The sequence below is a fragment of the Streptomyces sp. NPDC031225 genome, from assembly GCF_055570355.1.
This window is the reverse complement of record NZ_JBVIHJ010000003.1, coordinates 159245-184443: the sequence shown is the minus strand read 5'-3', so window position 1 is coordinate 184443 and position 25199 is coordinate 159245. Positions and strand designations below refer to the sequence as shown.

Here is a 25199-nt window from a genome sequence, read left to right as displayed (position 1 = left end):
CCGCCGGCCCGGCACTGGGTCCCCTCACGGCCGCCGGCCGCCTCGTCCCGCCTCGCGCCGCCTCGTCCCGCCTCCGTAGAGCGACGCTCGCGCCACGCCCGTAGAGCGGCGGCCGTCGCCGCCCTCACCGACATCGCCGTCGCATACCGTCGCGACCGTGCCGGGCCGGACCCGGTCCGCTGCTGCATCGCCGGCCGCCTCGGCGACCTCTCCCACGGTTCCGGCGTCCGGCTCTCGGTGCTGCGAGGCCGCTCCACGACGGCTCTGCGGCCCCGGTTCGTCCGCTCGGAGGTCCGCCGGACGGGCGACTGAGCATGATCGAGAAGGGCAGAGCGGGGGGTCGCCCTCCCAGAAGTTACTAGGACGTCCTACTATTTTATCAGCCCACGCTTTTCGACGTGTCTTGGGAAGGCCCCGCCATGAGCGATCTGCATCGCCCCGTGCACCCTGTCCGCCTGGTCACCGCCTCGGCGCTGTTCGACGGGCACGACGCGTCGATCAACATCATGCGGCGGATCTTCCAGTCGCAGGGCGCCGAGGTCATCCACCTCGGCCACAACCGGTCCGTGCGGGAGGTCGTGGACGCTGCTCTCGAAGAGGACGCGCACGGTGTGGCGGTCTCCTCGTACCAGGGCGGACATGTCGAGTACTTCGAGTACCTGGTCGCCTCGCTGCGCAAGCAGGGCGCGGAGCACATCCGGGTGGTGGGCGGTGGCGGCGGTGTCATCGTGCCCGAGGAGATCTCCCGGCTCCGGGAGAGCGGGGTGACGATCTTCTCGCCCGAGGACGGCCAGCGGCTGGGCCTCGCGGGAATGGTCAACACGGTCGTACGGGACTGCGACTTCGACCTCTGGGACGGCAAACCGGCCGACGTCTCCGCTGTCCTGACCGGCGACCGGTTCGCGATCGCACGTGCCATCACCGGGGCCGAACTCGGCAAGCTGCCCCCGGAGTTCCTGGCGGAGCTGCGAGCCGCGGCGGCGGCACGGCAGGTGCCGGTGCTCGGCATCACCGGCACCGGCGGCTCGGGCAAGTCGTCCCTGACCGACGAGCTGGTGCGCAGGTTCCGCGTCGACCAGCGGGACGCCCTGCGCATCGCGGTGATCGCGGTCGACCCCACCCGTCGCCGCGGTGGCGGAGCGCTGCTCGGCGACCGGATCCGGATGAACTCCCTGGACGGCGACCGGGTGTTCTTCCGCAGTCTGGCCACCCGCGGCAGCCGTGAGCTGCCCGAGCACCTCTCCGACGTCATCGACGTCGTGAAGGCCGCCGGATTCGATCTGGTGATCGTGGAGACGCCGGGCATCGGCCAGGGCGACGCGGCGATCGTGCCGTTCGTCGACGCCTCCCTGTATGTGATGACGCCGGAGTTCGGCGCCGCCTCGCAGCTGGAGAAGATCGACATGCTCGACTTCGCCGACGTCGTGGCCATCAACAAGTTCGAGCGGCGCGGCGCCAAGGACGCCCTTCGGGACGTGGGCCGCCAACTGGTGCGCAACCGCGAGGCGTTCGGCAAGCGGCCCGAGGACATGCCGGTGTACGGCACCTCCGCGGCCACCTTCAACGACGACGGCGTCACCGCACTCCAGCAGCACCTCACGGCCGTGCTCGCCGACAAGGGGCTGCCGCTGCCCGAGGGCACCCTGGCGCGGGTCGACGTACGTCACTCCTCCGGTATTCGCCAGGTGGTTCCGCCCGAGCGGGTCCGCTACCTCGCCGAGATCACCGACACCGTGCGCGGCTACCACGCAGAGACCCTGCTACTGGCCGAAGCGGCACGCCGGGTCCAGCGGCTGGAGGCGGTCACGGCCGAACTCGTCGACGCCGGCTCCGACGCGGACAACGTGCGGTCCCTGCTGGCGGACGCACACGACAAGCTGCCCCACGACATCACGCGGCAGATCGAGAACTGGCCCGCCGTGATCGCCTCCTACTCCGGTGAGGAGCAGGTCGTGAAGGTCCGGGACCGGGAGATCCGCACCAAGCTGACCCGCGAGTCCCTGTCGGGCAACAAGATCCCCCGCGTCGCCCTGCCCCGCTTCACCGACCACGGCGAACTGGTCCGGTTCTGGCGCGGGGAGAACCTGCCCGGCCACTTCCCCTTCACCGCGGGGGTGTTCCCGTTCAAGCGCGACGGCGAGGACCCGGCGCGCATGTTCGCCGGAGAGGGCGACCCGTTCCGCACCAACCGGCGCTTCAAGCTGCTCTCCGAGGGTCAGCCGGCGACCCGCCTGTCCACCGCGTTCGACTCCGTCACCCTCTACGGCCGCGACCCCGACGAACGCCCCGACATCTACGGCAAGGTCGGCACCTCGGGCGTCTCGGTGGCCACCCTGGAGGACATGAAGGCGCTCTACGACGGCTTCGACCTCGTGGCGCCCACGACCTCCGTCTCCATGACGATCAACGGACCGGCACCGGCCGTCCTGGCGTTCTTCCTCAACACCGCGATCGACCAGCAGATCGAGCGGTTCCGCGGCGAGGAGGGCCGCGACCCGCTGCCCGAGGAGGCGGCCGAACTGCGCGCGCAGGCGCTGGCCAACGTGCGCGGCACCGTGCAGGCCGACATCCTCAAGGAGGACCAGGGCCAGAACACCTGCCTGTTCTCCACCGAGTTCAGCCTGCGGATGATGGCCGACATCCAGGAGTGGTTCATCGAGCAGAAGGTCCGCAACTTCTACTCGGTGTCGATCTCCGGCTACCACATCGCCGAAGCCGGCGCGAACCCCATCAGCCAGCTCGCCTTCACCCTGGCCAACGGCTTCACGTACGTCGAGGCCTACCTGGCTCGCGGCATGCGCATCGACGACTTCGCGCCCAACCTGTCGTTCTTCTTCTCCAACGGCATGGACCCCGAGTACTCGGTCCTCGGCCGGGTCGCCCGCCGCATCTGGGCGGTGGCGATGAAGGAGAAGTACGGGGCGGGCGAGCGCAGCCAGAAGCTGAAGTACCACGTCCAGACCTCGGGACGCTCCCTGCACGCCCAGGAGATGGACTTCAACGACATCCGCACCACCCTGCAGGCACTCATCGCCATCTACGACAACTGCAACAGCCTGCACACCAACGCCTACGACGAGGCCGTGACCACCCCCACCGAGGAGTCCGTACGCCGGGCCCTGGCCATCCAGCTGATCATCAACCGGGAGTGGGGACTTGCGATGAACGAGAACCCGCTCCAGGGGTCGTTCATCATCGACGAGCTCACCGACCTGGTCGAGGAAGCGGTGCTTCAGGAGTTCGAGCGGATCAGCGAACGCGGCGGTGTCCTCGGCGCGATGGAGACCGGCTACCAGCGCGGCCGCATCCAGGACGAGTCGATGCTGTACGAGCAGCGCAAGCACGACGGTTCGCTGCCCCTGATCGGCGTCAACACCTTCCGCAACCCGCACGCCGACACCGCCGAGCCCGGCGTCGTCGAACTCGCCCGCGCCACCGAGGAGGAGAAGCAGTCCCAGCTGGAGCGCGTACAGGACTTCCACGACCGCCATCACGACGAGGCGCGGATCGCCCTGGACGCCCTCAAGGACGCGGCCGTACGGGGCGACAACGTCTTCGCGGTCCTCATGGACGCCACCCGGGTCTGCTCCCTCCAGCAGATCACCGAGGCCTTCTTCGAGGTCGGCGGCCAGTACCGCCGTAACGTCTGAGGAGACGCCCGGGGACGCGCCTGCGCATCGGCGCGGCCCCGGTCATCGGTCGACGCGGGCCTCCACCACCGACCCGCACCCCGCCGCGTCGGCCACATGACGCAGGAAGAACAGGCCGGACCGAGCCGGCCCGTCCACACCGCCTTCCTCACCGGACTCCGCGAGTTGCCGCTGACACCGGGGTGGGGGCGGCCGGAGCCCGGTGGCGTCGGAACGCCGGGAAGAGCAGGAGCAGTGTGAGCGCTGCCGCAACGGTCAGGAGGCCGCCGCCGGTGACGGTCCACGTGACACCGAAGGCGGCGCCCGCGGTCCCGTGCAGGAGGTCGCCCAGCCGCGGTCCGCCGACGGCCACCACCGTGTCGATGCCCTGGAGCCGGCCGCGCATCCCGTCCGGGACGGCGCTCTGCAGAACGGTCTTGCGGAACACCCCCAGCGCGAGGAGCGCCGCGCCCGCCAGCGACAGCCATGCCACGGCGGCGACCAGCGAGCGGGCCAGCCCGAACCCCGCGACGGCCAGGCCCCACACGGCCACCGAGACCGCCACCGCGACGCCGTGACGGGCGAAGCGGGTGAAAGCCCCGGAGAACAGGCCCGCGAGCACGCCGCCCGCCGAGACCGCGGCGTACAGCACCCCGATGTCCGACGGGTGGAAGGTCTCCGCCGCCAGTTGCGGGAACAGCGCCGTGGGCAGGCCGAGGGACAGTGCGGCGAAGTCGGCGAGGTAGACCACCGACAACACCTGGCGCCGCCGCACGAGTCGTAGTCCGTCGATGATGCGGCGCAGGGATGTGCTCTGTCCCGACGGGGCACTCGCGGGCGGGAGGGGCGGCAGCCGCCACACGGCCCACACCGTCGCGCAGACGGCGAGGGCATCCGCCAGGTACAGCGTCGGGCTCCCCACGACCGGCAGCAGGGCGCCGGCCAGTAGCGGCCCGGCGATCCCGGCGGACAGGACGACCGTCGACTGGAGCGCGTTGGCTGCGGGAAGCACCTCGGGCCGTACCAGACGCGGTGTCACGGCCCTGCTCACCGCGGCGTTGGCGCCGAACATGGCCTGCTGGACAGCCACCACCACGAGCAGCACACCGACCGACCGCAGGTGTGCCCACGCCTGCGCCCACAGCAGCAGCGAGGTCACTCCGATGCCGACGGTGGTCACCAGCAGCACCCGCCGCCGGTCCCGTACGTCGGCGAGCGCCCCTCCCCAGAGCGCCGCCGTTGCCATCGGGGCGAAACCCACCAGTGCGGCCAGCCCCAGGTAGGCCGATGATCCGGAGAGGTCGTAGATCTGCAACGGCACGGCGACCGCCGTGAGTTGAGCCCCCAGGGCCGTCACGATCCCGGCCGCCCACAGCCTTCGGAACGCGTCCGCCCGCAGCGGCCGGACGTCGACCAGTACCCGCCTGCCTCGCACCATGGACCGATGCTGCGGGCTCCCCTTGGGGCAAGGTCAACGGATGTGGGAGAGCACCTGGTCGGCCAACTCCCGCACGGGCGAACCACCGTCGAGGAACACCGTGTCACCGGGCAGGGTGTCGACCGCGTCGGTGCACGTCTCGATCCGGGCCGTGCACCACGCCCGCACCCGCTCCTCCTTGTCCGGGTCGTCGGGGAAGGAGACCCGTCCCTCGATGCGGCGCACCAGTTCCTCCGGCGGGACCTTGAGGAAGAAGTGGTGGACGACGATGCCCGCGTTCCCCAGAGCGCCGAAGACCTCCTCCAGATAGCCGGGGTTCACCAGCGTCATGGGGACGAGCAGGGGGCGCCGGTACTCCTCGGCCAGCCCCACGGCCAGGTTCGCGACCTGCCGCCGCCACAGCGGAAGGTCCTGGAAGTCGCCGGTCGGCACGTCCACGATCTCCCGCAGCACGTATCCGACCATCTCCGGGTCGAAGACCAGGGCCTCGGGCCACCGCGTCCGCAGCTCCTCCACGAGCGTGGTCTTCCCACTGCCGAACGCGCCGTTGACCCAGACGATCACAGCCTGCCTCCAGTTCCCCGTGCCCCACTCCGACCCTTCCGATCATGCCGGAACCCGCCTCAGCCCGGCGGCGGGGCCGTGCTTCCCCTCACCACCAGACGGGTCGGTACGAGGTCGGTGCCGGGTTCCGTGCCGGCCTGCCCGCGGATCTGCTGGAGGGCCTTCTGGACACAGCGGTCGCCCACCTCCGCGAAGTCCTGGTGGACGGTGGTGAGCGGCGGCACGAAGAACCCGGCGTCGGGAATGTCGTCGAAACCGACCACACTGACGTCGTGCGGCACGGACAGGCCCCGCTCGTGGAACGCGCGCAGCAGCCCGAGCGCCATCTGGTCGTTCGCGGCGAACACGGCCGTGCAGTCCGGCGGTTCGGCGAGCACGAGCCCGGCCGCGTAACCGGACTCGGCCGACCAGTCCCCGTACAGCGCGGGCGGAACCGGGCGCCCCGCCTCCTCCAGCACCGCCCGCCAGGCCTGCGCCCGCCGCTGCCCGGCGAAGGACGCCTGCGGGCCCGTCACATGCCACACGGTCCGGTGGCCCAGGTCGAGCAGATGTTGTACGGCCCTGCGGGCGCCGTCCGCCTGGTCGGTGTCGACCACGCTGTAGCGGTCGCCGGCGTCGGAGTCCACCACGACGACATGCACTCCGGGCGGCAGCTGCACCGTGCCGGTGTCGAGCAGGTGGATCTCCATGATGACGATGACCGCGTCGACCGCCAGCTCGCCCATCCGCGTGAAGGCCCCCAGGACGTTGTCCTGTGTCGGGACGTCGATGGGGATCAGGGTGATCGCGTACCCCTCGGCCGCCGCGTGCGTGGCGATCGCCTCCACCGTGCGGCTGTTGCCCGTCGAGGACAGGCTGAACAGGATCACCCCGATGGTGTTGAACTGCCCGTACCTGAGGGCCCGCGCGGCGCTGTTGGGCCGGTAGCCCAGCTCCCGCATCGCGACCAGGACCTTCTCGCGCGTCGAACTGATCACCCCGGGGTGACCGTTGGAGACCCGCGAGACCGTCTGTGAGGAGACGCCCGCGAGCTCGGCGACGTCGGCCATGGACACACGCTGCTTGCGCCGCCCGCCGGGGACACCGGAACCTCCCCGCTCCACCACTGCTGCCTCCTTCAACCGAACGTCGACCGGACTTCGGTCGGACGTGTACCGGATTTGGGCCGAACTTCGAACGAACGCGCCCTGTCGCGTGTCGCACCGGATGGTACGTGTCGAAGACCTTGACGGTCGCCGAGGTGGATGCCACGATTCCGGCGCCGTCATGTTTACGTAAACATGCTGTCATTCCGAAAGGGATTGGTCGATGCGCAAGACCCCCACCAGTGCCCGTCGTACCCCCAGGCTCCGTGCCTCGCTCGTCGCGGTGGCCATCGCCGCGCTCAGCGGCGCCGCCCTCACCGGCAGTCCTGCCTCCGCCGCCGCGCCCGCCCACGACACGACCCAGTTCAAGGGCGTGAACTGGGCGGACCCGCGCGACAACTTCACCGACGACGAGCTCCAGCTGTCGGGCCTGTCGACCTCCGACACCTACGCCCAGACCTACGCCAAGTCGACCCGCATCATCGCGGCGTTCCGCGCGAACCTCGGCGCCAACACCGTCCGGCTGCCCATCAACCCGTACACGGTCAACGGCTCGTACTGGAAGTCGTACCGAGGCGTGATCGACGCGGCGACGGCGCAGGGTTTCAAGGTCATCGTGTCCTACTGGGAGGGCACCGGTGACCGCAAGGACGGCTTCATCGACGACGAGGCCACGTACTGGCCCATGTGGAACACCGTGGTCAAGGCCTACAAGGGCAACTCGCGGGTCTACTTCGAGCCGATGAACGAGCCGCACGGCTACACCGACGCCCAGTGGGCCGACATCGCCGCGAAGTGGCTGAACACCTACAGGTCGGTGCCCCGCAACCGCGTCTTCGTCAGCGGCGCCGGCTACAACGACCACGTCACGACGGTCTGCGCCGACCCGCGTCTGAAGGGCACCTACCTGTCGCTGCACCACTACGGCTTCTGGAAGTCGTACGCCACCTACGACGAGTGGGTCGCCGACCTGAAGGTGCGCATCGGTGACTGCGCGGGCCGCACCGTGGCGGACGAGTTCGGGGCGCCGATGACGACCGGCCTGAACTACAACGTGAAGACCCCGGACGACAACTTCGTCAACTTCATCCAGGCCGTCACCGACACCTTCCGCGAGCTGAAGATGGGCTCGGTGTACTGGCCCGGCCTGCGCACCGACGACATCTACTCGGTGCAGAAGCTCGTCGGCCCCGCCAACCACCCGTGGCTGCAGACCACCAACCAGTCCGGCGCCGACCGGCTGGCCTGGGCCTGGGGACGCGGCAAGCCCGTCAAGGGCTGACCCGTCCCGTTCCTCCGACGGCCGCGGTGCCTTTCGGCGCCGCGGCCGTCCGGCGTCCAGGAACGCCCCCACCGCACCCCGCGTTCCGGACATGGCCGACTCGCGCCCTTCTCGCGCCGTGCCCCGCTCCCCAGACTGCTTGGAACAAGGACGGGGAGATCTCAGGGGGGAGGGCGCTGTGGCCGGGCGTCGACGGGGTACGGCCGTGCGCAGGCGGCGTGCGCTGCGGTGGAAGTGGGGCGCGGGAGCCGGCGCGGTGGCGCTGCTGCTCCTGGTGATGTTCTGGGCGAGCGTGTGGCCGTATCTGTTGGGTTTCCTGCTGGTCGGCGTCGCCGTGGAGGCGGGCCGGCGGCTGTGGCGCACGGACCGGCTGCTGCGCGGCCGGGACCGTCACTGGCGTCAGGAAGAGGCGGTGAAGGCCGGCCGTCGGACCCTCGCCGAGGTGGACGCCATGACGGGCACGGAGTTCGAGGAACTGGTCGCGGGGCTGTGCCGACGGGACGGCTGCACCGAGGTCCGCCGGGTCGGCGGTGCGGGGGACAACGGCGCCGATGTCCTCGGGCGGCTCCCGGACGGCCGCACGATGGTCGTCCAGTGCAAGCGGTACGCGCCGAGCAGGGCGATCCCGACCCGCGAGCTCCGCGATCTGCTGGGCTCCCAGGTGCACTTCCGCGCCGACCTGGCCGTGTTCGTGACGACCTCGCGCTTCACCGGCCCCTCCGAGAAGTTCGCGCCCGCCCACGGCATCCTCCTCGTGCACCGCGACCATCTCGGCCTGTGGAACAACGGGGCCTCCCTCATGTCACTGAGCGAGGTCAACGGCCGGGGCCAGGGCGACGCCCGGCACCGGGCCCGCTGGAAGCAGGCGTACGGAGGCTAGGAGACCCAGGTCACATCCAGGCCTGTCACAATCCGTCGGGCCGTTCAGTCATAGGTGTGTAGCCAACGACATCGGCAGAAGGAGCACACCATGGAAGCCCGACTGAACGTCCTCGCCGGCCCGCTCTCCGGCAAGCTGCTGAAGCACTTCGCCGCGGCGGGCAAGGTGGTCACGGACTCGGGACTGGCGATGACGACCCAGGAACTGGTGAAGATCCGCGCGAGCCAGATCAACGGCTGCGGGTTCTGCCTCGACATGCACACCAAGGAGGCCGCCGCCGCGGGCGAGACCGCGCAGCGACTCCACATGGTCGCGGCATGGCGTGAGGCCAAGGTCTTCACCGAGGCCGAGCGGGCCGCGCTCGAACTGACGGAGCAGGGCACCCGTCTCGCCGACGGGACGGGCGTGTCGGACGATGTCTGGGAGAACGCCGCCAAGCACTACGACGAGGAACAGCTCCTCGCCCTGGTCTCCCTGATCGCCGTCATCAACGCCTTCAACCGGCTGAACGTCATGACCCAGCAGCCGGCCGGCGACTACGTGGTCGGCCAGTTCGGCTGAGCCCGACGACCGGTCGGCCCGGGGGCTGCAGACCCCGGGCCGACCAGGGCCCCTCAGCCGGCCAGCGGGTAGTGGCAGGCGACCTGGCGGCCCGAAGCGGTCGCCGTGAGCCGCGGACGTTCCACGGCACACAACTCCCGGGCGTACGGGCAGCGCGTGCGGAACGGACACCCCGTCGGCTTGTCCGCCGGACTGGGCACCTCACCGGTCAAAACGATGCGCTCCCGGCGCGGTCCGTCCCCGAGGGGCGTGCCGTCGTCGATGTCCGGGACCGCCGACAGCAGGGCCTGGGTGTACGGGTGGGCCGGGTCCGAGTACAGCGCCTCCGTCCCGGCCAGCTCGACGATCCCGCCGAGATACATGACCGCGATCCGGTCCGACACATGACGGACCACACCGAGGTCGTGTGCGATGAAGACGTAGGTGAGGCCGAACTCCTCCTGGAGGTCGGCGAACAGGTTCAGCACCTGGGCCTGGATCGACACGTCGAGCGCCGAGACCGGCTCGTCGGCCACGATCAGCTTCGGGTTCGTCGCCAACGCGCGCGCGATACCGATGCGTTGGCGCTGACCGCCGGAGAACTCGTGCGGATACCGGTCCAGATGGGCCGCCGCCAGTCCTACGACGTCGAAGAGCTCCCCGACTCTGCGGCGGACTGCGGCCCGGTCGCCGTACCGGTGCACGAGCAGCGGCTCGGCCACGATGTCCCCGGCACGGCGGCGGGGGTTGAGCGAGGCCTGCGGATCCTGGAAGACCAGCTGCATGCCCGGTCGTACGGGACGCAGCCGGCGCGTGGACAGCGCCGAGATGTCCTGCCCGTCGAACTCGACGCGCCCGCCGGTGAGTTCGGTGAGCCGGACCAGACAGCGGCCCAGCGTGGACTTGCCGCAGCCCGACTCGCCGACGATGCCGACCGTCTCACCGCCGCGCACATCGAGGGACACCCCGTCGACGGCCCGCAGCACCTGGCGTCGTCCGCGCGCGGGGTAGTGCTTGGTGACGTCCGTGGCCCGCAGCAGGACCTCCCCCGAACGTGCCGCCCCGTCGACTGTCACGCGCTCCCGTGCCGTCACGACGCCACCTCCGTGTCCCGGTCCCGTGCCTCGCCCGCCGTCCGTGCCGTCATCCGCAGTCCCGCCCGGTCGTCCGGCGGCAGCCAGCAGGCGTCACGGTGTACCTCACCCGCCAGCGCGGGACGCTCCTCGCACCGGTCGTGCCGCAGTCGGCAGCGCGGTGCGAACGCGCACCCCCGCGGGACGGAGCCGGGCGAGACGGGCACGCCCGCGATGGTCGGCAGCCGCCGCAGCCGGGCACCGCCCACCCGGGGCACCGAGTCCAGCAGCCCCCAGGTGTACGGGTGCCGCGGACCGTGGAACACCGCCCGCCGCGGACCCTCCTCGGCCGCCCGGCCGCCGTACATGACGAGGACCCGGTCGGCGATCTGGGAGACCACGCCCATGTCGTGCGTGATGATCACCATCGCGGAGCCCTGTCCGTTGAGTTCCCGCATCAGATCGAGGATCTGCGCCTGGACCGTGACGTCCAGTGCCGTCGTCGGCTCGTCGGCGATGAGCAGCGCGGGGCCGCAGGAGAGCGCCATCGCGATGACCGCGCGCTGGCGCATCCCGCCGGAGAACTCGTGCGGATAGGCGTTCGCCCGCGAGGCCGCGTCGGGGATGCCGACGTCGGAGAGAAGCGTGACCGCACGGGCCCGAGCCTCCTTGCGGGAGACCTGTTCGTGCGCCCGGATCGCCTCGGCGATCTGCCAGCCCACGGTGTACACGGGGGTCAGCGCGGTCATCGGGTCCTGGAAGACCATCGCGATCTCCCTGCCGCGCACCGCACGCATCTCCTTGTCGGGCAGGGTCAGCAAGTCGCGTCCACGGAAGCGGACTTCACCCGACACGCTCACGTTCGGGTTGGCCAGCAGCCGCAGCACGGCCAGCATCGACACGCTCTTGCCGGAGCCCGACTCGCCCACCACACCCAGGACTTCACCGGGGTCCACGGAGAAGGAGAGACCGTCGACGGCTGTGACGGAGCCCTGACGGGTGCGGAAACGCACGCTCAAGTCACGCACGTCCAGCAGGGGTTCAGGCATGACGGGCCCTCGGATCGAGTCGGGCGTACAGGATGTCCACCAGGGCGTTGGCGAGGACCACGAAGAACGCCGCGTACAGGACGGTCCCCATGATCACCGGCAGGTCCAGGTTCTGGAGGGCGTCGAAGGTGAGCTTGCCGATGCCTGGCAGGCCGAAGACCACCTCGGTCAGCAGCGCGGCACCGCCCACGAGGGCGCCGAAGTCCAGGCCGAACAGCGACACGATCGGGATCAGTGAGCAGCGCAGGGCGTGCCGGAGCAGGATCCGCCGTTCGGACAGGCCCTTGGCGCGGGCTGTGCGGACGTAGTCCTCGTTCAGCGCCGAGACGACCTCGCCGCGCAGCAGCCGGGCGTAGATCCCGGCGTACAGCAGGGCCAGGGTCAGCCACGGGAAGAGCATGTGCAGCGCCCACTGTCCCGGATCCCGGCCGAGGCCGACGTAGCCGGGCGGGGGCACCCAGGAGAACAGCGAGTCGTGCAGCTGCTTCTGGGTGAGGAGGTTGACGACCTCGCCGAGCCAGTAGGCCGGGAGCGACACGCCGACCACGCCCACCAGCATGATCAGCGGGTCGGCGGCTCTGCCGCGCAGGGCCGCCGCTGCCGTACCCATGAGGATGCCGGCCGTCATCCAGATCACGGCCGCACCGATGACCAGCGACAGGGTCACGGGGGTGGCCTGCAGGATCTGCGGGATGACTCGGGAGCCGCGGTTGACGAAGGACTCCAGGTCCCGGTCGACGAGCAGATGACGCATCATCAGCAGATAGCGGACCGGCATGGGCCGGTCGAGCCCGAAGGAGTGCCGCACCTGGGCGAGCGTCGCCGGATCGGCGTTGCGGCCCGCGATCCGGGCCGCCGGGTCGACTCCCGGGGTGGCGAAGAAGATCAGGAACACCAGCACACTGATCGCGAACATCACCAGCAGGGCCGAGCCGAAGCGCTTGAGGGCGAAGGCGAGCATGGTCACACCCCTCCGCGCAGTCGGGCGCCCGGGTCGAGCGCGTCGCGCACCCCGTCGCCGAGGACGTTGAGCGCGGCCGTGGTCAGCGCGATCAGCAGACCGGGCGCGATCGTCACGGCAGGCCGGGTGTAGAGCAGCCCGAGGCCGTCCTCGATGATCGTGCCCCAGCTGGCGTCGGGCGGCTGGACGCCGACGGACAGGAAGGACAGCGCCGACTCGGTGAGCATGGCCAGCGCGGTCATCAACGGCACGAACACGATCGCCGTGGGCACCACGTTCGGCAGCACCTCCCGGCGCAGGATGCGCGCGGTGGGGGCGCCGGAGCCGACGGCCGCCTGGATGTACTCCTTGTTGCGCAGCACCAGCACCTGACCGCGCAACGGCCGCGCGATGTACGGGACATAGATCGCCGCGATGATCGTGACGGGCAGCCACAGGCTTCCCGCGTCGACGGTGACCGGGCCCAGCCTGAGGCCGTTGGTGAGCAGCACCACCGACAGACAGATGGCCAGCAGATACACCGGGAACGCCCAGATCACGTCCAGGATCCTGGAGATGACGGCGTCCACGACCCCGCCCAGGTACCCGGCGACGACCCCCACGGCCGTTCCGGCGGCGCAGGTGAGCAGCGCCGCCGTGAACCCGATGAACAGGCTCGTCCGGCCGCCGTACAACAGCCGCGCCATGACGTCGCGGCCCTGGTTGTCGGCGCCGAGGAAGTAGTGGGCGGGGTCCCAGGTCGGGCCGATCGGGGTGACTCCGAGGCCGAGTCCCGTGCTGCTCGGGGTGAGCACCGGCACCGTCTTTCCGCCGACGACCGTGGTGCCGGAGACATGGGACTGGAAGGGGTCGGTGTGCGCGATGTGGTGTGCGTAGAGCGGAGCGCACAGGGTCGCCAGCACGACGAGGAGCAGGACCGCCGCGGCCGCCAGCGCCGGTGTGTTGCGCAGCAGGTCGCCGGCGGCGGTCCGCCAGGGGCCCGGCGAGCGCCGGGCCCCGGCCGGCGGGGCGAGGGTCACTTCACCCACAGCTGCCCGACCAGCATGTAGAACTGCTTGCTGAACCGGTAGTTGCCGACCCGCGTCGACGTGAAGTCGATCATCTTCGGGTTGATCAGCGGGACGACCGGGGACTCGCCCATGATCTGCTGGTCGACGGCCCCCCACTGCTTGTCGGCGCTTGCCTTGTCCGTCTGTGAGGTCTTCATCGCCGCCTGCATCTTGGCGTCGACGCCCTTGTCGCAGAACCCGGCGATGTTGATGCTGGAGTCGCTGCCGGGGTGGTAACTGGCGCAGGACAGCAGCACGTTGAGGAAGTCGGAGGCCGCCGGATAGTCCTGGTACCAGGACGTCAGGGCCAGCTGCACCTTGTTCTTGGTGTTCTGGATGTAGGTGAACTGGATGTTCGCCGACAGCGGCTTGAGCGTCGCCTTGTACCCGAGCTGGGTGAGCAGACTCTGCAGGTACTGCCCGATCGACTTGTTGACGTCGTCGTCCTGCGTGACGATGCCGACCTCCTGGCCCGCCGTACCGGACTGCTTCACCAGCGCCTTCGCCTTGGTGAGATCCGCGGCCTTCCAGGTCGCACCGCCGCCCTTGGTGTAGTCGCAGGAGGCGACGTGCCCGGGGAAGCCCGGCGGCAGGATGGTGCATGCGGGGGAGGCGAGGTTGGTGCCGCCGTACAGACGCACCACCGCTGACCGGTCGACGGCCCAGTTGATCGCCTGGCGCGCCAACTTGTTTTCGAACGGGGCCGTGTTGACGTTGAGTGTGGCGTACCAGAACGCCGTCAGCGGGTTCACATGCGCCTGCGAGGCGTACTTGGTGCCGATCTCGCCCAGCCGGTCCGCGGGCGGCGCGTCGAACATCCAGTCCGCCTGGCCGTTCTCGACGGCGGTCACCTCGGACTCGACGGTCTGCCCGAAGGTGTAGTCGATGACGTCGGGGTAGCCCTGCGGCTCCGCCTGCCGCGACCACTCCTTGAAGTGCGGGTTGCGCACCAGCTTGAGCGCCCGGTTCGGGTCGTACGACGCAGCCATGTACGGGCCGGTCGACGGCAGCGGCTTGGTCCCGGCGTCCTTCGTCGGTGAGTCCTTCGGTACGACGACGGAGTGCGGGACGGCCAGTTTGTACTCGAATTCAGGGTCGGCGGCGGTCAGGTTGATGGTGACGGTGTTGGTCGCCGCGTCACCGATCACGCCCTTGGACAGGGTGCAGGAGGCGGGGGTCTTCAGACAGGCGTCGGCGCCGACGATGCCGTTGTAGAAGGTGCCGGCGGTAGGGCTGGAGACCTTGAAGATGCGCTGGAAGGACGCCACCACGTCGGCGGTGGTCAGGGCCTTGCCGTTGGAGAAGGTGACGCCCTTGCGGAGGGTGAAGGTGTAGGTCTTGCCGCCGTTGGTCACCTTCGGCATGGCCGTGGCCAGGTCGGGGACGACGGTGAAGGACTCCTGTCCGCCGACCTTCTTGAACGAGAGCAGCCCGTCGTACATCGACTGGAACAACTGCCAGTACTGGAGCGTGTAGTTGACCTGCGGGTCGAAGCTGCCCGCGGCCGCGTGGGCGACGAGGTTCAGGGTGCCGCCCTTGTGCTGGGCCTGGAATGCGGAGGACCCGGAGGTGGAGGCACTCGGGTCGGAGGCGGAGCCCGAGTCCGAGGAGGACGAACAGGCGGCGGCGGTGAGCGTGAGGGCGACGGTGGCGGCGGCAAGGGCGCCCCGTCTGGTGGTGCGCGACATGGCAGACAACTCCCGGATCAGTCGGTGGAGTCGAGGAACTCGCCGACGATCCGGAGGTAGAGCTCCTCCTCCTCGACGTGCGGCATGTGGCTCGAATGCTCGAACATGTGCCAGCGCACATCGGGGATGTGGTCGGCGAAGGGGCGGACGGTCTCGGGAGTGGCCTCGTCGAAGCGGCCGGACACCAGGAGGGTCGGCACCTCGATCAGGTGCAGCCGGTCGATGACGGACCAGTCCTTGAGGGTGCCGACGACATGGAACTCGTTGGGGCCGTTCATCGTGTGGTACACGGTCGGATCGGCCTCGATGTTGTCCCAGGTGGCCTGCACCTCGGGCGGGTTGGGCGTGAGGCGGCACACATGGCGCTCGTTGAAGACCTGTTCCGCCGCCCGGTAGTCGGGGTGGTCCGTGGTCCCGGCCGCCTCGTGGGCGTACAGGACGCGCTGGACCTCCTCGGGGAGACCGGCGCGCAGTTCGGCGGCAGCCTGGAGCCACAGCCCCATGGACGCAGGGGAGTTGGCGATGACCAGACCGCGCAGCCCGGGCGGACGGCGCACCGCGTGCTCGGCCGCGAGCATGCCGCCCCAGGACTGGCCGAGGATGTGGTAGCCGTCGGCGATGCCCAACTCCGTGAGCAGGTTGTCCAGTTCGTCGAGGAAGAGCTGGACGGTCCAGAAGTCGGCACCCTTGTCGGGCAGATGGGTGGAGGACCCGGTGCCGAGCTGGTCGTAGTGGATCACGGGTCGGCCCTGCCGGGAGATGCCCGCGATGCTGAGGGTGTAGTGGTGACCGGCGCCGGGGCCGCCGTGCAGGACCACCAGGGGTGTCCTGCCCGGTTCGCCCGTGATCCGGTACCAGGTGGACCAGCCGTTGAAGTCGACGGTTCCGGTGTGGTTCGGTTCGGGGATCGCCACGGATGAGCCTCCCAGACCGGTCGGAACCGGCCTGCCGCTGTCTGAAACTAGGTGGGTGTGACGGATGAGTGAGATAGTGGGGCGCTAAAAGGTCAGCCCACAAGACCTTTTAGCGTGGCGAGGGAAAGACGTAACGGCGGGTTCACGTGGCCCGCCCGCGTTTACAGAAGTGGCGACTTCCAGGAGGACAACTGACATCCGAACCCGAACCCGGTGACGAGTTCTCCCGCGTCCTCGACCGTGTTCTGCTCGGCGGCGGCCCGTCGTCCTCGCTGCGCCCGGTCCGGGTGACCTCCGCGGTCGACGAGGTCACCGACCGGCTGCTCACCGCGATCGCCGTGGGTGACTTCCTCCCCGGCGAACGGCTGCCGGCCGAGCGCGAACTCACCGGACTGCTGCACGTCAGCCGCCCCACCGTGCGCGAGGCCGTGGCACGCCTGCAGGCCCTGGGTGTCGTCGAGATCCGTCGGGGGCGCAGCGGCGGCGCCTTCGTCCGCGACAGCTGGACCGAGTCCTCCGGGGCCGCGGTCCGCCGTACGCTGCTGCCCCGCTGGGAGGAGTTCGAGCAGCTCTTCGACCTGCGGGGGCTGGTGGAGGGCATGGTGGCCGCGACGGCCGCCCGGCGCCGGCGCCCCGAGGACCTGGAGCCGATGCGCGAGGCGCTGGCCGCGCACCTCGCCGCGAGCACACCCCGGGAGGAGCAGGCCGCCGACAGCGCGTTCCACCGGGCGATCTGCGCGGCGACCCGCAATCCGCAGATCACCCAGCTCAGCCGGGATCTGCTGACCCGGATCAGCCTCGGCTTCCCCGTCGAGCCCTGGGGGAGGGGCGAACGGTCCCATCACGAGAGGGCCGGTCACGGGCACACCGCGCTCTACGAGGCCGTAGCGGCGGGTGAACCAGAGCGCGCCGAGGGGATCGCGAAGGAGCACTTCATGATCAGCGCAGAAATGATCCGGGATGTCCTGGCCCGGGTACGGGCAGCCGAGTCTCACTGATCGCGACTACACCTCCCGGTGATCGATCCCGAGCAGACTCGCCGCGGCCCCGAAGTCGGCGCCGTGGTGGCCCACCGCAAGCGACCAGTGATGTCCGACCCCCGTGGCGCTCCACGCGTCGACCCACTCGCCGGGGTCCCGCCCGAAGTCGACCCTGCTGGTGGTGTTGCCGATCGCCAGCAGCGGTCCCGGCACGACCGTGCCCTCGGAGGTGATGAACGACAGGGTGCCACCGGCGTCCTGCCCGAGACCGAGCAGGGTGACGGGCCCCTGCCGTACGTCGAACTCGACGCTGACCCCCCAGCCGCGCTTGCCGTGATAGACACCGAGGCCGCGCAGCAGCGGGTCCCGGGCGCTGAGCGCGAGATGGGCGGGTCCGTCGTGGCCCATCTCGACCACCCCGTCCTCGAAGTTCAGCGCCTGGATCTCCGTGAAGGAGCCTCCGGCGCCGACGCTCTGTGAGGCCAACTGGGCGATGCTGGTGCGCAGTTCGAACTCGCCGGCCGCGGGTACACCCCGGGCCGTGAGCAGTGAGGCGCCCAGGATCATCCCGGCGCCGAGCCGCTCGTGCAACTCACCGTCGAGTCCCCGGTGGTAGTAGGCGAGGGTGTCGAGGCCGAAGTCCGCCACCAGCCGGTCCAGGGCCACCGACACGGTCGCCCCCCAGGTGAAGTCCTCGTCCACGACGCTCTCGTCGACGGTGAAGACCTGCCGGGCGAGCTCCACCCGCTCCCGGGTCTCCGCCTCGGTCACCTGCTGCACCCGGTGCCGCAGGTCGTCGAACTCCAGCACCTCGACATGCGAGCCGAACGTCGCCGACAGCAGCGTCGGATCGGTCTGCACATCGAGCATGCCCGGATACACGTGCCCCATCAGCCCGTGCCGGGCGTGCCGGAGCGCGGCCCGGACATGCGCGGCGCGCACCCACCGCTCGATGCGCCGCCACGCCGACTCCTGCCGCAGCCAGCCCGACACCGACCGGAAGGGGATCCCGGCCCGGCGGAACACGTTGCCGACCTCGGGCACGGAGCACTGCGAGCAGTACGCCAGCCAGGCACCCGTGTCGAAGGAGGCGTGGTCCATCCGCTCGGACGGCTGGAGGTCGACGACCAGCACGGGGGTGTGCGTGCGCTGGGCGATCGGCAGGACCATCGACGAGGTCAGATAGGTGGTCAGGAACAGCACGATCAGATCGCAGTCGGCCCGGCGCAGCCGCTCGGCGGCGGCCGCGCCCTCCTGTGCGTCGGAGACGAAGCCCGCGTCCGTCACCTCGGCGTCCAACTGCCCCAGCCGCTCGGCGACATACGTGGCCGACTCCTGCAACTGGGGCAGCAGGCCCGGGAACTGCGGCCAGTACGTGCCGAGTCCACCGGAGACCAGCCCGATCCGCGGTCGGCGGCGGGTCACGGGCGGGAGCAACTCGCTCAGGTCGGCGTCCCGTTCACCGGTGCGGGTCGTGGTGGATTCGGTCGTCGCCATGGTCGGCGCTCCTTCGGTGGGTCGGTTCAGGTCCGTGCGACCTTCAGATCCGCCGGTGCGGTGGCGGCCGGGGACGCGCGGGGAACGAGGACGCGGACGATGTAGAGGCCCGCGAACGCCGACAGCACCATGCAGCCGGTGATCACCCAGAGCAGGAGGCTGGGGCTCCGGTCGAGCAGGGCAGGCGTGACGAACGCGACGCCCGCGAAGACCCCGCGCGAGACGGCGTAGGTGATGCCCTGCGTGGTGCCCCGGGTCTCCGCGGGCAGCGTCAGCTGCGACCACACCTTGTAGTTGGCCTCGCCCGCGAAGGGATAGGACAGCTGGTAGAGGACGTAGAAGACGAGGAAGCCGACGATGGCGCCCAGCGTGAGCGTGCCGATCGCGAAGGCCGCGATCTGCACGAGCGTGGCGACGTAGAACATCCGGTCGCGTCGCGGACCGTCGGCGATCCGGACGAAGGCGAACGTCAGCACCAGACCGATCGGAAGACAGGCGAGGTTGATGCCGGTGGCCACGCTCTGCGTGGCACCGCTGACGGTGACCAGCAGATACGTCGTGAACTGGCCCATGGTGTTGGCGCCCAGACCCCAGGTCACGTAGAAGGCGAAGGTCGCGAGCATGGGTACCAGCGCGGCACGGGTCCAGACGTTCTTGAGCGCGACACCCTGCTGCTCGGCCGGCTTGTCCGCCGGGACCTGGTCCTGCTCCGGATCGGGCCCGGTGGCCAGTTCCAGCTTGGAGCGCAGATGCCAGGTGACCAGCGCGGCGACGGCCAGATGGGCGGTGATGAGGCGGGCCCCGAGCATGCCGGTGTCCGACAGGGCGAACCCGGCGAAGACCACGACGATGATGCCCAGCATCCACATGACCTGCGTGAACGCGATGAGTCGCCCCCGGGCGTGGTCGGGGGCCGCGTCCGAGACCACGGCCAGGGACGTCGGCAGGTCGGCGCCGGCCGCGAGCCCGGCGAGGAGGACACCCACCAGAAGGGTGATGTCGTCGGGCGCCAGCGTGATGATGACGGCCCCGAGGGCGTAACAGAGGATGTCCAGGTTGTAGAGGCGGCGTCGGCCGAAGACGTCGGCGAGCCGTCCGCCGACCAGGGAACCGACGGCGATGCAGATGGTGACGATCGCACTGATCGCACCGGCCATCCAGACGCCCATGTCGTAGGCGTCGCGATAGATGGCCAGGTTGACGCCGATGCTCACGATGAGCGCGGCATCAAGGTAGGACGCCATGCCGGAGAGGGTCGCGACCTTCCAGAGGCGCTTCTCGATGGGTGGTTCCGGCTGGGTCGGGGCAGGCGAGGTTCGGGCCATGATGCGGCTCCGTCTGGGGAGAGTGGGTCCGAGCGGAGGGGGACGTCGCTGTTCTCGGCCGATGTCTGGCGACTATAGGAGGGTAAAAACGTTCCAACAAGACGTCATGCGGCCATCCGTGGAAACGACCTGACGGCCCCGCAGATCTGGTGGGCGTCTTGGGCGTGTCCTACGGTGAGGCAGACGTAAAACGTTTTTGATCCGTGAGAGTGTCCGGGCCGTCGTCGGAAGGACCCATCCGTGATCTCTCCAGCCCTGCGACAACTGTTCGACGACCCGCCCCGGGACTTCGGCCCCACCCCGCTGTGGTGGTGGTCCGGCGCGAAGGTCACCCGTGAGCGCCTGGCCTGGCAACTGCGCCGCTTCGCGGACGGCGGCGTCCACAACCTCGTGGTGATCAACCTGGCCCCGGCAGGACCGACCTTCGGCGCCCGCACCGACGACCCGGTGTGGTTCGGCGAGGAGTGGTGGGCCCGCTTCACGGACGCCTGCGAGATCGCCGGGGAGCTGGGCACACGCCTGTGGTTCTACGACCAGATCGGCTTCTCCGGCGCCAACGTCCAGGGGAGCATCACTCGGCGGCACCCCGAGTCGGCCGGCCGGGCCCTGCGTTCGCGCCGGGCGGTCGTCTCCGGCGGCACGGTCGCCCTGAAGGGCGCGGAGACCCTGCTGGGGGCGTACGACAGCGCGGGCGCCCGGCTGCTGGTCACCGGGCGGCCTGCCCCAGCCGGCCAGGAAGGGCCGCCGCGCATCGAGGCTGCCGACGGCACCGAGGTGCGCCTGGTCCTCGCGGTCCCCACAGCCTTCGACTACCTCGCCCCCGATGCCGTCGGTCTCCTGTTCGACGCCATCCATCGCGAGTACGACCGCCGCGTCCCCGAGTACCTGGGCAACGTCATCGCCGGCAGCTTCCAGGACGAACTGCCCGCCACCAACTCCTGGACCGGCCGCTTCCCCGAGGAGTTCCGGGCCCGGCGCGGCTACGACCTCCTCGACCACCTGCCCGCCCTGTTCGGCGGGAGCGGCGACGACACCACCCGGGCACGCAAGATCCGCGCCGACTACTACGCCGTACGCGCCGAACTCACCGAAGAGGCCCTGTTCCGGCCCCTCGCCGCCTGGCACGAGGAACGCGGCCTGCTCCTGGGCTGCGACCAGAGCCACCCCGCCCGCTCCGGCTTCCCGGCCCAGTCGACGCAGCTCTACACGGACTACTTCCGCACCCACCGCTGGTACAGCGCCGCAGGCAGCGACCACCACGGCGACGCCAAGGTGCACTCCTCCATGGCCCACCTCTACGGTCACGAGCGCGTCTGGATCGAGTCGTTCCACTCCTCCGGCTGGGGCGGCACCCTGGAGGAGACCTACGACTGGCTGCTGCCGTTCCTGCGCAGCGGCGCCAACCTGTACAACCCGCACGCCAGTTACTTCGGCACCGCGGGCGGCTGGTTCGAGTGGGCGCCGCCGTCCACCGACTGGCGCCAGCCCTACTGGCAGCAGTACCCGGCCTTCTCCCGGGCCGTCGCCCGGATCTGCTCGATCCTGTCCTGGGGCACCTACAGCGCCGACGTGGCGGTCCTGCACCCTTCCGCCACCATGCAGTCCCTCATCCCCGTGGACGCTCCCGTCCAGCACTTCGGGGACGGCCGCCTCGGCGACGCCCACGCCGACGTCGACGAGACCCAGCGCCACTACCTGGAGCTGTGCGGCACGAACAACTGGCTCCGGCCCGACGTGGGCGCCCTCGACCGCCACCGGATCTCCTTCGACGTCATCGACGACGCCTCGGTCCAGGGCGCCAAGGCAGGCGACGGCGCCCTGCGCGTCAGGGAACAGGCGTACAGCGTGGTCCTGCTCCCCTCGGCGAGCGTTCTGGAGGACGGGACAGCCCGCAGGCTGGCCGAACTCCTCGACGCCGGCGGCCGGGTCGTGGTTGTGGGCCGACCTCCGGCGCAGGCCGCGGGGCTGGCCGGCGACGACTCCGCCGTAGCCGCACTGCTGGACCATCCGCGCCTTGAACGGGTGGCCGACGCCGAGACCGGTGCGGCGGCGGTCGCCGACGCCGCCGGATACGCGACGGGCGAGGTGCCGCTGCTCGTCAGGCGTAAGGACGACATGGCGGTCGCGCTGGTCACGGGGGCGTTCCCCGACGCCCGTACGCACCCGCCGGGGAACCACCACGGGATCGACCCCGCGCGCTACGCCCGCACCTCCTCCGTCACCGTGCGGGGCCCGGTCGCCGAGGCCGAGATCTGGAACCCGGCGACCGGCGGACGCCGCCCCGGACGCGTCACCGTCACCGACGGCGTCTCGACCATCGAGGTGCCCCTGGAAGGCGCCCCCGCCGCACTCGTCGTATGGCGCGAGGGTCCTCCGGCGGGCAGCACGCCCCCGGCGCCCGCGGAACGGCCGGAGACGACCGACCTGTCGACCGGCTGGGAGGGCCGTCTCACTCCGACGATGGACAACACCTGGGGTGATCTGGCCCTGCCCGCCGGAGCGTCCGTCGCCGAACCGCAGATCTGGACCATGCGGTGGACCGAGAACGAGGAACCCTGGCAGCCGGTCCGGGTGACCTACGGCAACCGGGTCCGCGTCCTGCCACCCGTGCCCTCCGCGCAGGCCCCGGCTCCTCTGGACGCCGTCGCCGTCGGACAAGTCCTGGCCGGGGAGAGGGAGTTGGCGCCACCGGACTGGGAGGTCTCGCTGTACTCGTCGAGTCGCGGCATTCCCGACCCGCACGGGCTGCTCGGCAACAAGGGCCTGGTGCCGGAGGAGTTCGTGCGCGTGCCGGTGCCCGGCAGCGGAACCGCCGCCCGGGTCAGGGCAGTCGTGGAGACCGGCCACCGCGGGCCCGCCGACCTGCACATCGGTGCGGCGGCGACCAAGCGCGTGTGGTGGAACGGCAGGGGACTGGAGACCGGCGGCGGCTATCTGGCGTCCGCCCGGGTGGACGTCGGACACGCCCGCAATGTGCTGGAGTACGAGCTGTCCGACGCCCAGGACCGGCCGCAGACCATCTCGGGTGCCGCGAAGACCCCCCTGGGCAGCTACTTCTGCCTGTCCCGCCCGGACGGTTTCGCGCCGCGCCCGCTCTTCATGCGCGTCCCCGACGACGTACGGCCGGACGGCGCCGTGACCTACCGGGGACGGCTCGGAATCCCGGGACGGGGCGCGGCGGCGGTCCTCGTGGTGGGGGCCGCGGTGGGCGTGACCGTCCTGCTCGACGGAGCAGTCGTGGCGCGGCAGGAGAAGGTGGAGTACTACGAGTCCGACTGGGGCGCGGTGCCGATGTTCTTCCGGCACGAACTGCCCCTGGGTGCCGGCGATCACGTCCTCGACGTCGTGGCCGACAGCGTCGACGCGCGCGACGGGATCTACGTCGACCTCGTGGCGGACACGACCGCCCTGGTCAGCGGCCCGGGGTGGCAGGCCAGGACGGGCCCGTGGAGCGGCCTGACGGTCGAACACGAGGGCCGCTGGGGGGAGTTGCAGCACTGCGCTGCCGCGGTACGGCCGCACCCCCTGCCCGGGGCCGACTGGCTCGCCGGAGCCCCGGTGCTCGGCTCCGCCGTACTGCCCCTGCGGTCCACCGACGACGTCCGGGAGGCCGAGCAGCGCTTCCGGTTCACCGTTCCGGCGGGGACCGTGTCGCTGGACCTGCCGTTGGAACTTCCCGCTCGCGTGAGGATCGACGGCGGTCCTGAACTCCTCCTCGAAGGCACACATCTGACACTGAGTCAACCTCTCGACCAGGCAACGGAGTTCGAGGTCGTCACCACCCCCACGGCCGTCCTGCGCGGCGGTTCGGCCTGGCGCGGGCCGGTGCGGGTGCGCACCGTTCCGGCACCCCTGCCGCCGGGGGAGTGGGGGGAGCTCGGGCTGGGCGGCTGGAGCGGTGGCGTGACCTATACGCGGACGCTGGAGGTGCCGGACGGGTCGGACCCGGTGCTGGACCTGGGGCGGGTGCGGGGCAGCGTCGCGGTGCGCGTCGACGGGGAACTCGTCGGCGAGGCGTTCTGTGCGCCGTACCGCTTCGCACTGTGCGGCACCGCCGGGCGTACCGTCCGTCTCGACGTGACCGTCCACAACACCCTGGCCCCGTATCTCGCCGAAGCCACACCGACCGCGTGGGCCTTCCCCTCCCAGCTGCCGTCCGGGCTGCTGGGGCCGGTGACGCTAGAAAGGCCCGTCTGACGGCGCCCGCGTGGAGTCCCGCAGCACCAGCCCCGGTGCGAACACCCGGGCTTCGTGGGCGTGTTCCGCGCGGGCCTCCACCTCGTCGAGCAGCATCTCCACGGCCGCCCTGCCGAGTTCCTCCACCGGCTGGCGGACCGTGGTCAGCGTCGTGCCGACGAAGCTCGCTATGTCCAGGTCGCCGTAGCCGACCACCTGTACGTCACCCGGGATCTTCACGCCGCGCTCGCCCAGGGTGCGGCACAGCCCCGCCGCGAGGAAGTCGTTGGTGCAGAAGACCCCGTCGGGCAGCTCGTCGAGACCGCGGGCGATCTCGGCGCCGTACGCCACCGTCATCTCCTCGGCCACGACGTGTCCCAGGCGTGCCTCGCGGCGGGTGCGCACGGCCTGGCGGGCGCCCTGGTAGCGGTCGGCGCACTGGCGGATCGTGCGCTCGCCGTTCACGACGAGGATGTCGCGCGCCCCGCGGTCCAGCAGGTGCTGCACGGCGATGCGGCCGCCCGCGATGTCGTCCACGGAGACCGAACAGCCTTCCTGGGCGGGCATCGCCCGGTCCGCCAGGACCAGCGGGATGCCCCGCTCGCGCAGTCGCGTCAGCCGGGTGGGGTCGGCGCTGAGCGGGACCACCACCGCGCCCACGGCCCGCTGTTCGACGAGCATGGTGAAGTAGCCCTGCTCCCGCTCCGGCGCGTCCCCGCTGTCGCAGAGCACGAGCGCATAGCCGTGTTCGTAAGCGGCGTCGGCGGCGCCGCGTGCGATGCGTGAGTAGAACGAGTTGGCCACGTCCGGCAGCACCAGACCGATCGACGACGAGTGTCCGCTGCGCAGACCGGCCGCTCCCGGATGGGGGACGTAGTCGAGTGCGGCGACCGCGTCGCGGACCCGCTCGGCGGTACGCGCGTTGACCCGCTCGGGCCGGTTCAGGACGTTCGACACCGTGGAGACAGAGACTCCGGCGGCGGCCGCGACCTCCTGGATGCGGGCGGGACGAACCGAAATGGCGTCCACCCCCCTTGTTGGTGCAGCCGTTCGACCAGGCGACGCAAGT

Annotated in this window: 18 protein-coding genes; 6 read left to right on the top strand and 12 right to left on the bottom strand. The window is 70.6% G+C overall.

Going from position 1 to position 25199, the window contains the following annotated elements:
* Window positions 1–419 precede the first annotated feature (419 nt).
* Window positions 420–3650, top strand: coding sequence for a fused isobutyryl-CoA mutase/GTPase IcmF (icmF, locus tag ACZ48Z_RS06370; RefSeq protein ID WP_468734642.1), 3231 nt, complete (start codon window positions 420–422; stop codon window positions 3648–3650).
* A gap of 148 nt (window positions 3651–3798) precedes the next feature.
* Here the strand turns inward: icmF and ACZ48Z_RS06365 are convergent, their stop codons facing one another.
* From ACZ48Z_RS06365 to ACZ48Z_RS06355, 3 genes are read right to left on the bottom strand one after another with little or no spacing between them, the layout of a single operon-like run.
* Window positions 3799–5067 carry an MFS transporter gene (locus ACZ48Z_RS06365; RefSeq protein WP_468734641.1) on the bottom strand — a complete coding sequence of 423 codons (1269 nt, stop codon included), beginning with the start codon at window positions 5065–5067 and terminating at the stop codon, window positions 3799–3801.
* A gap of 33 nt (window positions 5068–5100) precedes the next feature.
* Window positions 5101–5631: an AAA family ATPase gene (locus tag ACZ48Z_RS06360; RefSeq protein WP_468734640.1), complete on the bottom strand. Its 531-nt coding sequence runs from the start codon at window positions 5629–5631 to the stop codon at window positions 5101–5103.
* 59 nt (window positions 5632–5690) lie between these two features.
* Window positions 5691–6737: a LacI family DNA-binding transcriptional regulator gene (locus ACZ48Z_RS06355; protein ID WP_468734639.1), complete on the bottom strand. Its 1047-nt coding sequence runs from the start codon at window positions 6735–6737 to the stop codon at window positions 5691–5693.
* 202 nt (window positions 6738–6939) lie between these two features.
* Between ACZ48Z_RS06355 and ACZ48Z_RS06350 the strand changes: the two genes are divergently transcribed.
* The 3 genes from ACZ48Z_RS06350 (at window position 6940) to ACZ48Z_RS06340 (ending at window position 9439) form a co-directional block, all read left to right on the top strand.
* Window positions 6940–7998, top strand: coding sequence for a glycoside hydrolase family 5 protein (locus ACZ48Z_RS06350; protein WP_468734638.1), 1059 nt, complete (start codon window positions 6940–6942; stop codon window positions 7996–7998).
* Between the two features lie 205 nt (window positions 7999–8203).
* Window positions 8204–8878 carry a restriction endonuclease gene (locus ACZ48Z_RS06345; protein ID WP_468734637.1) on the top strand — a complete coding sequence of 225 codons (675 nt, stop codon included), beginning with the start codon at window positions 8204–8206 and terminating at the stop codon, window positions 8876–8878.
* Window positions 8879–8968: 90 nt separating this feature from the next.
* Complete coding sequence (locus ACZ48Z_RS06340) at window positions 8969–9439, top strand: carboxymuconolactone decarboxylase family protein (RefSeq protein WP_468734636.1); 471 nt, start codon at window positions 8969–8971, stop codon at window positions 9437–9439.
* A gap of 53 nt (window positions 9440–9492) precedes the next feature.
* On the opposite strand, the gene ACZ48Z_RS06335 is transcribed toward ACZ48Z_RS06340, so the two are convergent.
* Genes ACZ48Z_RS06335 through ACZ48Z_RS06310 form a run of 6 tightly spaced genes read right to left on the bottom strand, consistent with a single transcriptional unit; the run spans window position 9493 to window position 16152 of the window.
* Window positions 9493–10512 (bottom strand): ABC transporter ATP-binding protein, encoded by a 1020-nt coding sequence (locus tag ACZ48Z_RS06335; protein WP_468734635.1) that lies wholly within the window; start codon window positions 10510–10512, stop codon window positions 9493–9495.
* Window positions 10509–11540, bottom strand: coding sequence for an ABC transporter ATP-binding protein (locus ACZ48Z_RS06330; protein WP_468734634.1), 1032 nt, complete (start codon window positions 11538–11540; stop codon window positions 10509–10511). The genes ACZ48Z_RS06335 and ACZ48Z_RS06330 overlap by 4 nt, the downstream gene beginning before the upstream one ends.
* Window positions 11533–12501, bottom strand: a complete 969-nt coding sequence (locus ACZ48Z_RS06325; protein WP_468734633.1) for an ABC transporter permease — start codon at window positions 12499–12501, stop codon at window positions 11533–11535. Before ACZ48Z_RS06325 ends, ACZ48Z_RS06330 begins: the two co-directional genes overlap by 8 nt.
* A 2-nt stretch (window positions 12502–12503) precedes the next feature.
* On the bottom strand, window positions 12504–13529 hold the full coding sequence (locus ACZ48Z_RS06320; RefSeq protein WP_468734632.1) for an ABC transporter permease: 1026 nt from the start codon (window positions 13527–13529) through the stop codon (window positions 12504–12506).
* On the bottom strand, window positions 13517–15238 hold the full coding sequence (locus ACZ48Z_RS06315; protein WP_468734631.1) for an ABC transporter substrate-binding protein: 1722 nt from the start codon (window positions 15236–15238) through the stop codon (window positions 13517–13519). The genes ACZ48Z_RS06320 and ACZ48Z_RS06315 overlap by 13 nt, the downstream gene beginning before the upstream one ends.
* Before the next feature lie 17 nt (window positions 15239–15255).
* Window positions 15256–16152: a proline iminopeptidase-family hydrolase gene (locus tag ACZ48Z_RS06310; RefSeq protein ID WP_468734630.1), complete on the bottom strand. Its 897-nt coding sequence runs from the start codon at window positions 16150–16152 to the stop codon at window positions 15256–15258.
* 146 nt (window positions 16153–16298) lie between these two features.
* Here ACZ48Z_RS06310 and ACZ48Z_RS06305 point away from each other — a divergent pair, with 146 nt between their 5' ends.
* A complete protein-coding gene (locus tag ACZ48Z_RS06305) occupies window positions 16299–17150 on the top strand; it encodes a FadR/GntR family transcriptional regulator (protein ID WP_468734629.1) in 852 nt (283 codons plus the stop codon).
* A 6-nt stretch (window positions 17151–17156) separates the two neighbouring features.
* Here the strand turns inward: ACZ48Z_RS06305 and ACZ48Z_RS06300 are convergent, their stop codons facing one another.
* Together ACZ48Z_RS06300 and ACZ48Z_RS06295 are read right to left on the bottom strand one after the other, a co-directional pair.
* Window positions 17157–18629 (bottom strand): arabinose isomerase, encoded by a 1473-nt coding sequence (locus ACZ48Z_RS06300; protein WP_468734628.1) that lies wholly within the window; start codon window positions 18627–18629, stop codon window positions 17157–17159.
* 26 nt (window positions 18630–18655) lie between these two features.
* Window positions 18656–19954 carry an MFS transporter gene (locus ACZ48Z_RS06295; protein ID WP_468734627.1) on the bottom strand — a complete coding sequence of 433 codons (1299 nt, stop codon included), beginning with the start codon at window positions 19952–19954 and terminating at the stop codon, window positions 18656–18658.
* A 240-nt stretch (window positions 19955–20194) separates the two neighbouring features.
* Here ACZ48Z_RS06295 and ACZ48Z_RS06290 point away from each other — a divergent pair, with 240 nt between their 5' ends.
* On the top strand, window positions 20195–24151 hold the full coding sequence (locus ACZ48Z_RS06290) for a glycosyl hydrolase (RefSeq protein ID WP_468734626.1): 3957 nt from the start codon (window positions 20195–20197) through the stop codon (window positions 24149–24151).
* Here ACZ48Z_RS06290 and ACZ48Z_RS06285 read toward each other — a convergent pair.
* Window positions 24134–25159 (bottom strand): LacI family DNA-binding transcriptional regulator, encoded by a 1026-nt coding sequence (locus tag ACZ48Z_RS06285; protein WP_468734625.1) that lies wholly within the window; start codon window positions 25157–25159, stop codon window positions 24134–24136. The genes ACZ48Z_RS06290 and ACZ48Z_RS06285 overlap by 18 nt on opposite strands.
* Window positions 25160–25199: the final 40 nt, after the last annotated feature.

Coding starts and splice junctions, on each gene's coding strand:
- icmF (WP_468734642.1), top strand. CDS start 420: ATGAGCGATCTGCATCGCCCCGTGCACCCTGTCCGCCTGGTCACCGCC.
- ACZ48Z_RS06300 (WP_468734628.1), bottom strand. CDS start 18,629: ATGGCGACGACCGAATCCACCACGACCCGCACCGGTGAACGGGACGCC.
- ACZ48Z_RS06315 (WP_468734631.1), bottom strand. CDS start 15,238: ATGTCGCGCACCACCAGACGGGGCGCCCTTGCCGCCGCCACCGTCGCC.
- ACZ48Z_RS06295 (WP_468734627.1), bottom strand. CDS start 19,954: ATGGCCCGAACCTCGCCTGCCCCGACCCAGCCGGAACCACCCATCGAG.
- ACZ48Z_RS06340 (WP_468734636.1), top strand. CDS start 8,969: ATGGAAGCCCGACTGAACGTCCTCGCCGGCCCGCTCTCCGGCAAGCTG.
- ACZ48Z_RS06325 (WP_468734633.1), bottom strand. CDS start 12,501: ATGCTCGCCTTCGCCCTCAAGCGCTTCGGCTCGGCCCTGCTGGTGATG.
- ACZ48Z_RS06350 (WP_468734638.1), top strand. CDS start 6,940: ATGCGCAAGACCCCCACCAGTGCCCGTCGTACCCCCAGGCTCCGTGCC.
- ACZ48Z_RS06365 (WP_468734641.1), bottom strand. CDS start 5,067: ATGGTGCGAGGCAGGCGGGTACTGGTCGACGTCCGGCCGCTGCGGGCG.
- ACZ48Z_RS06330 (WP_468734634.1), bottom strand. CDS start 11,540: ATGCCTGAACCCCTGCTGGACGTGCGTGACTTGAGCGTGCGTTTCCGC.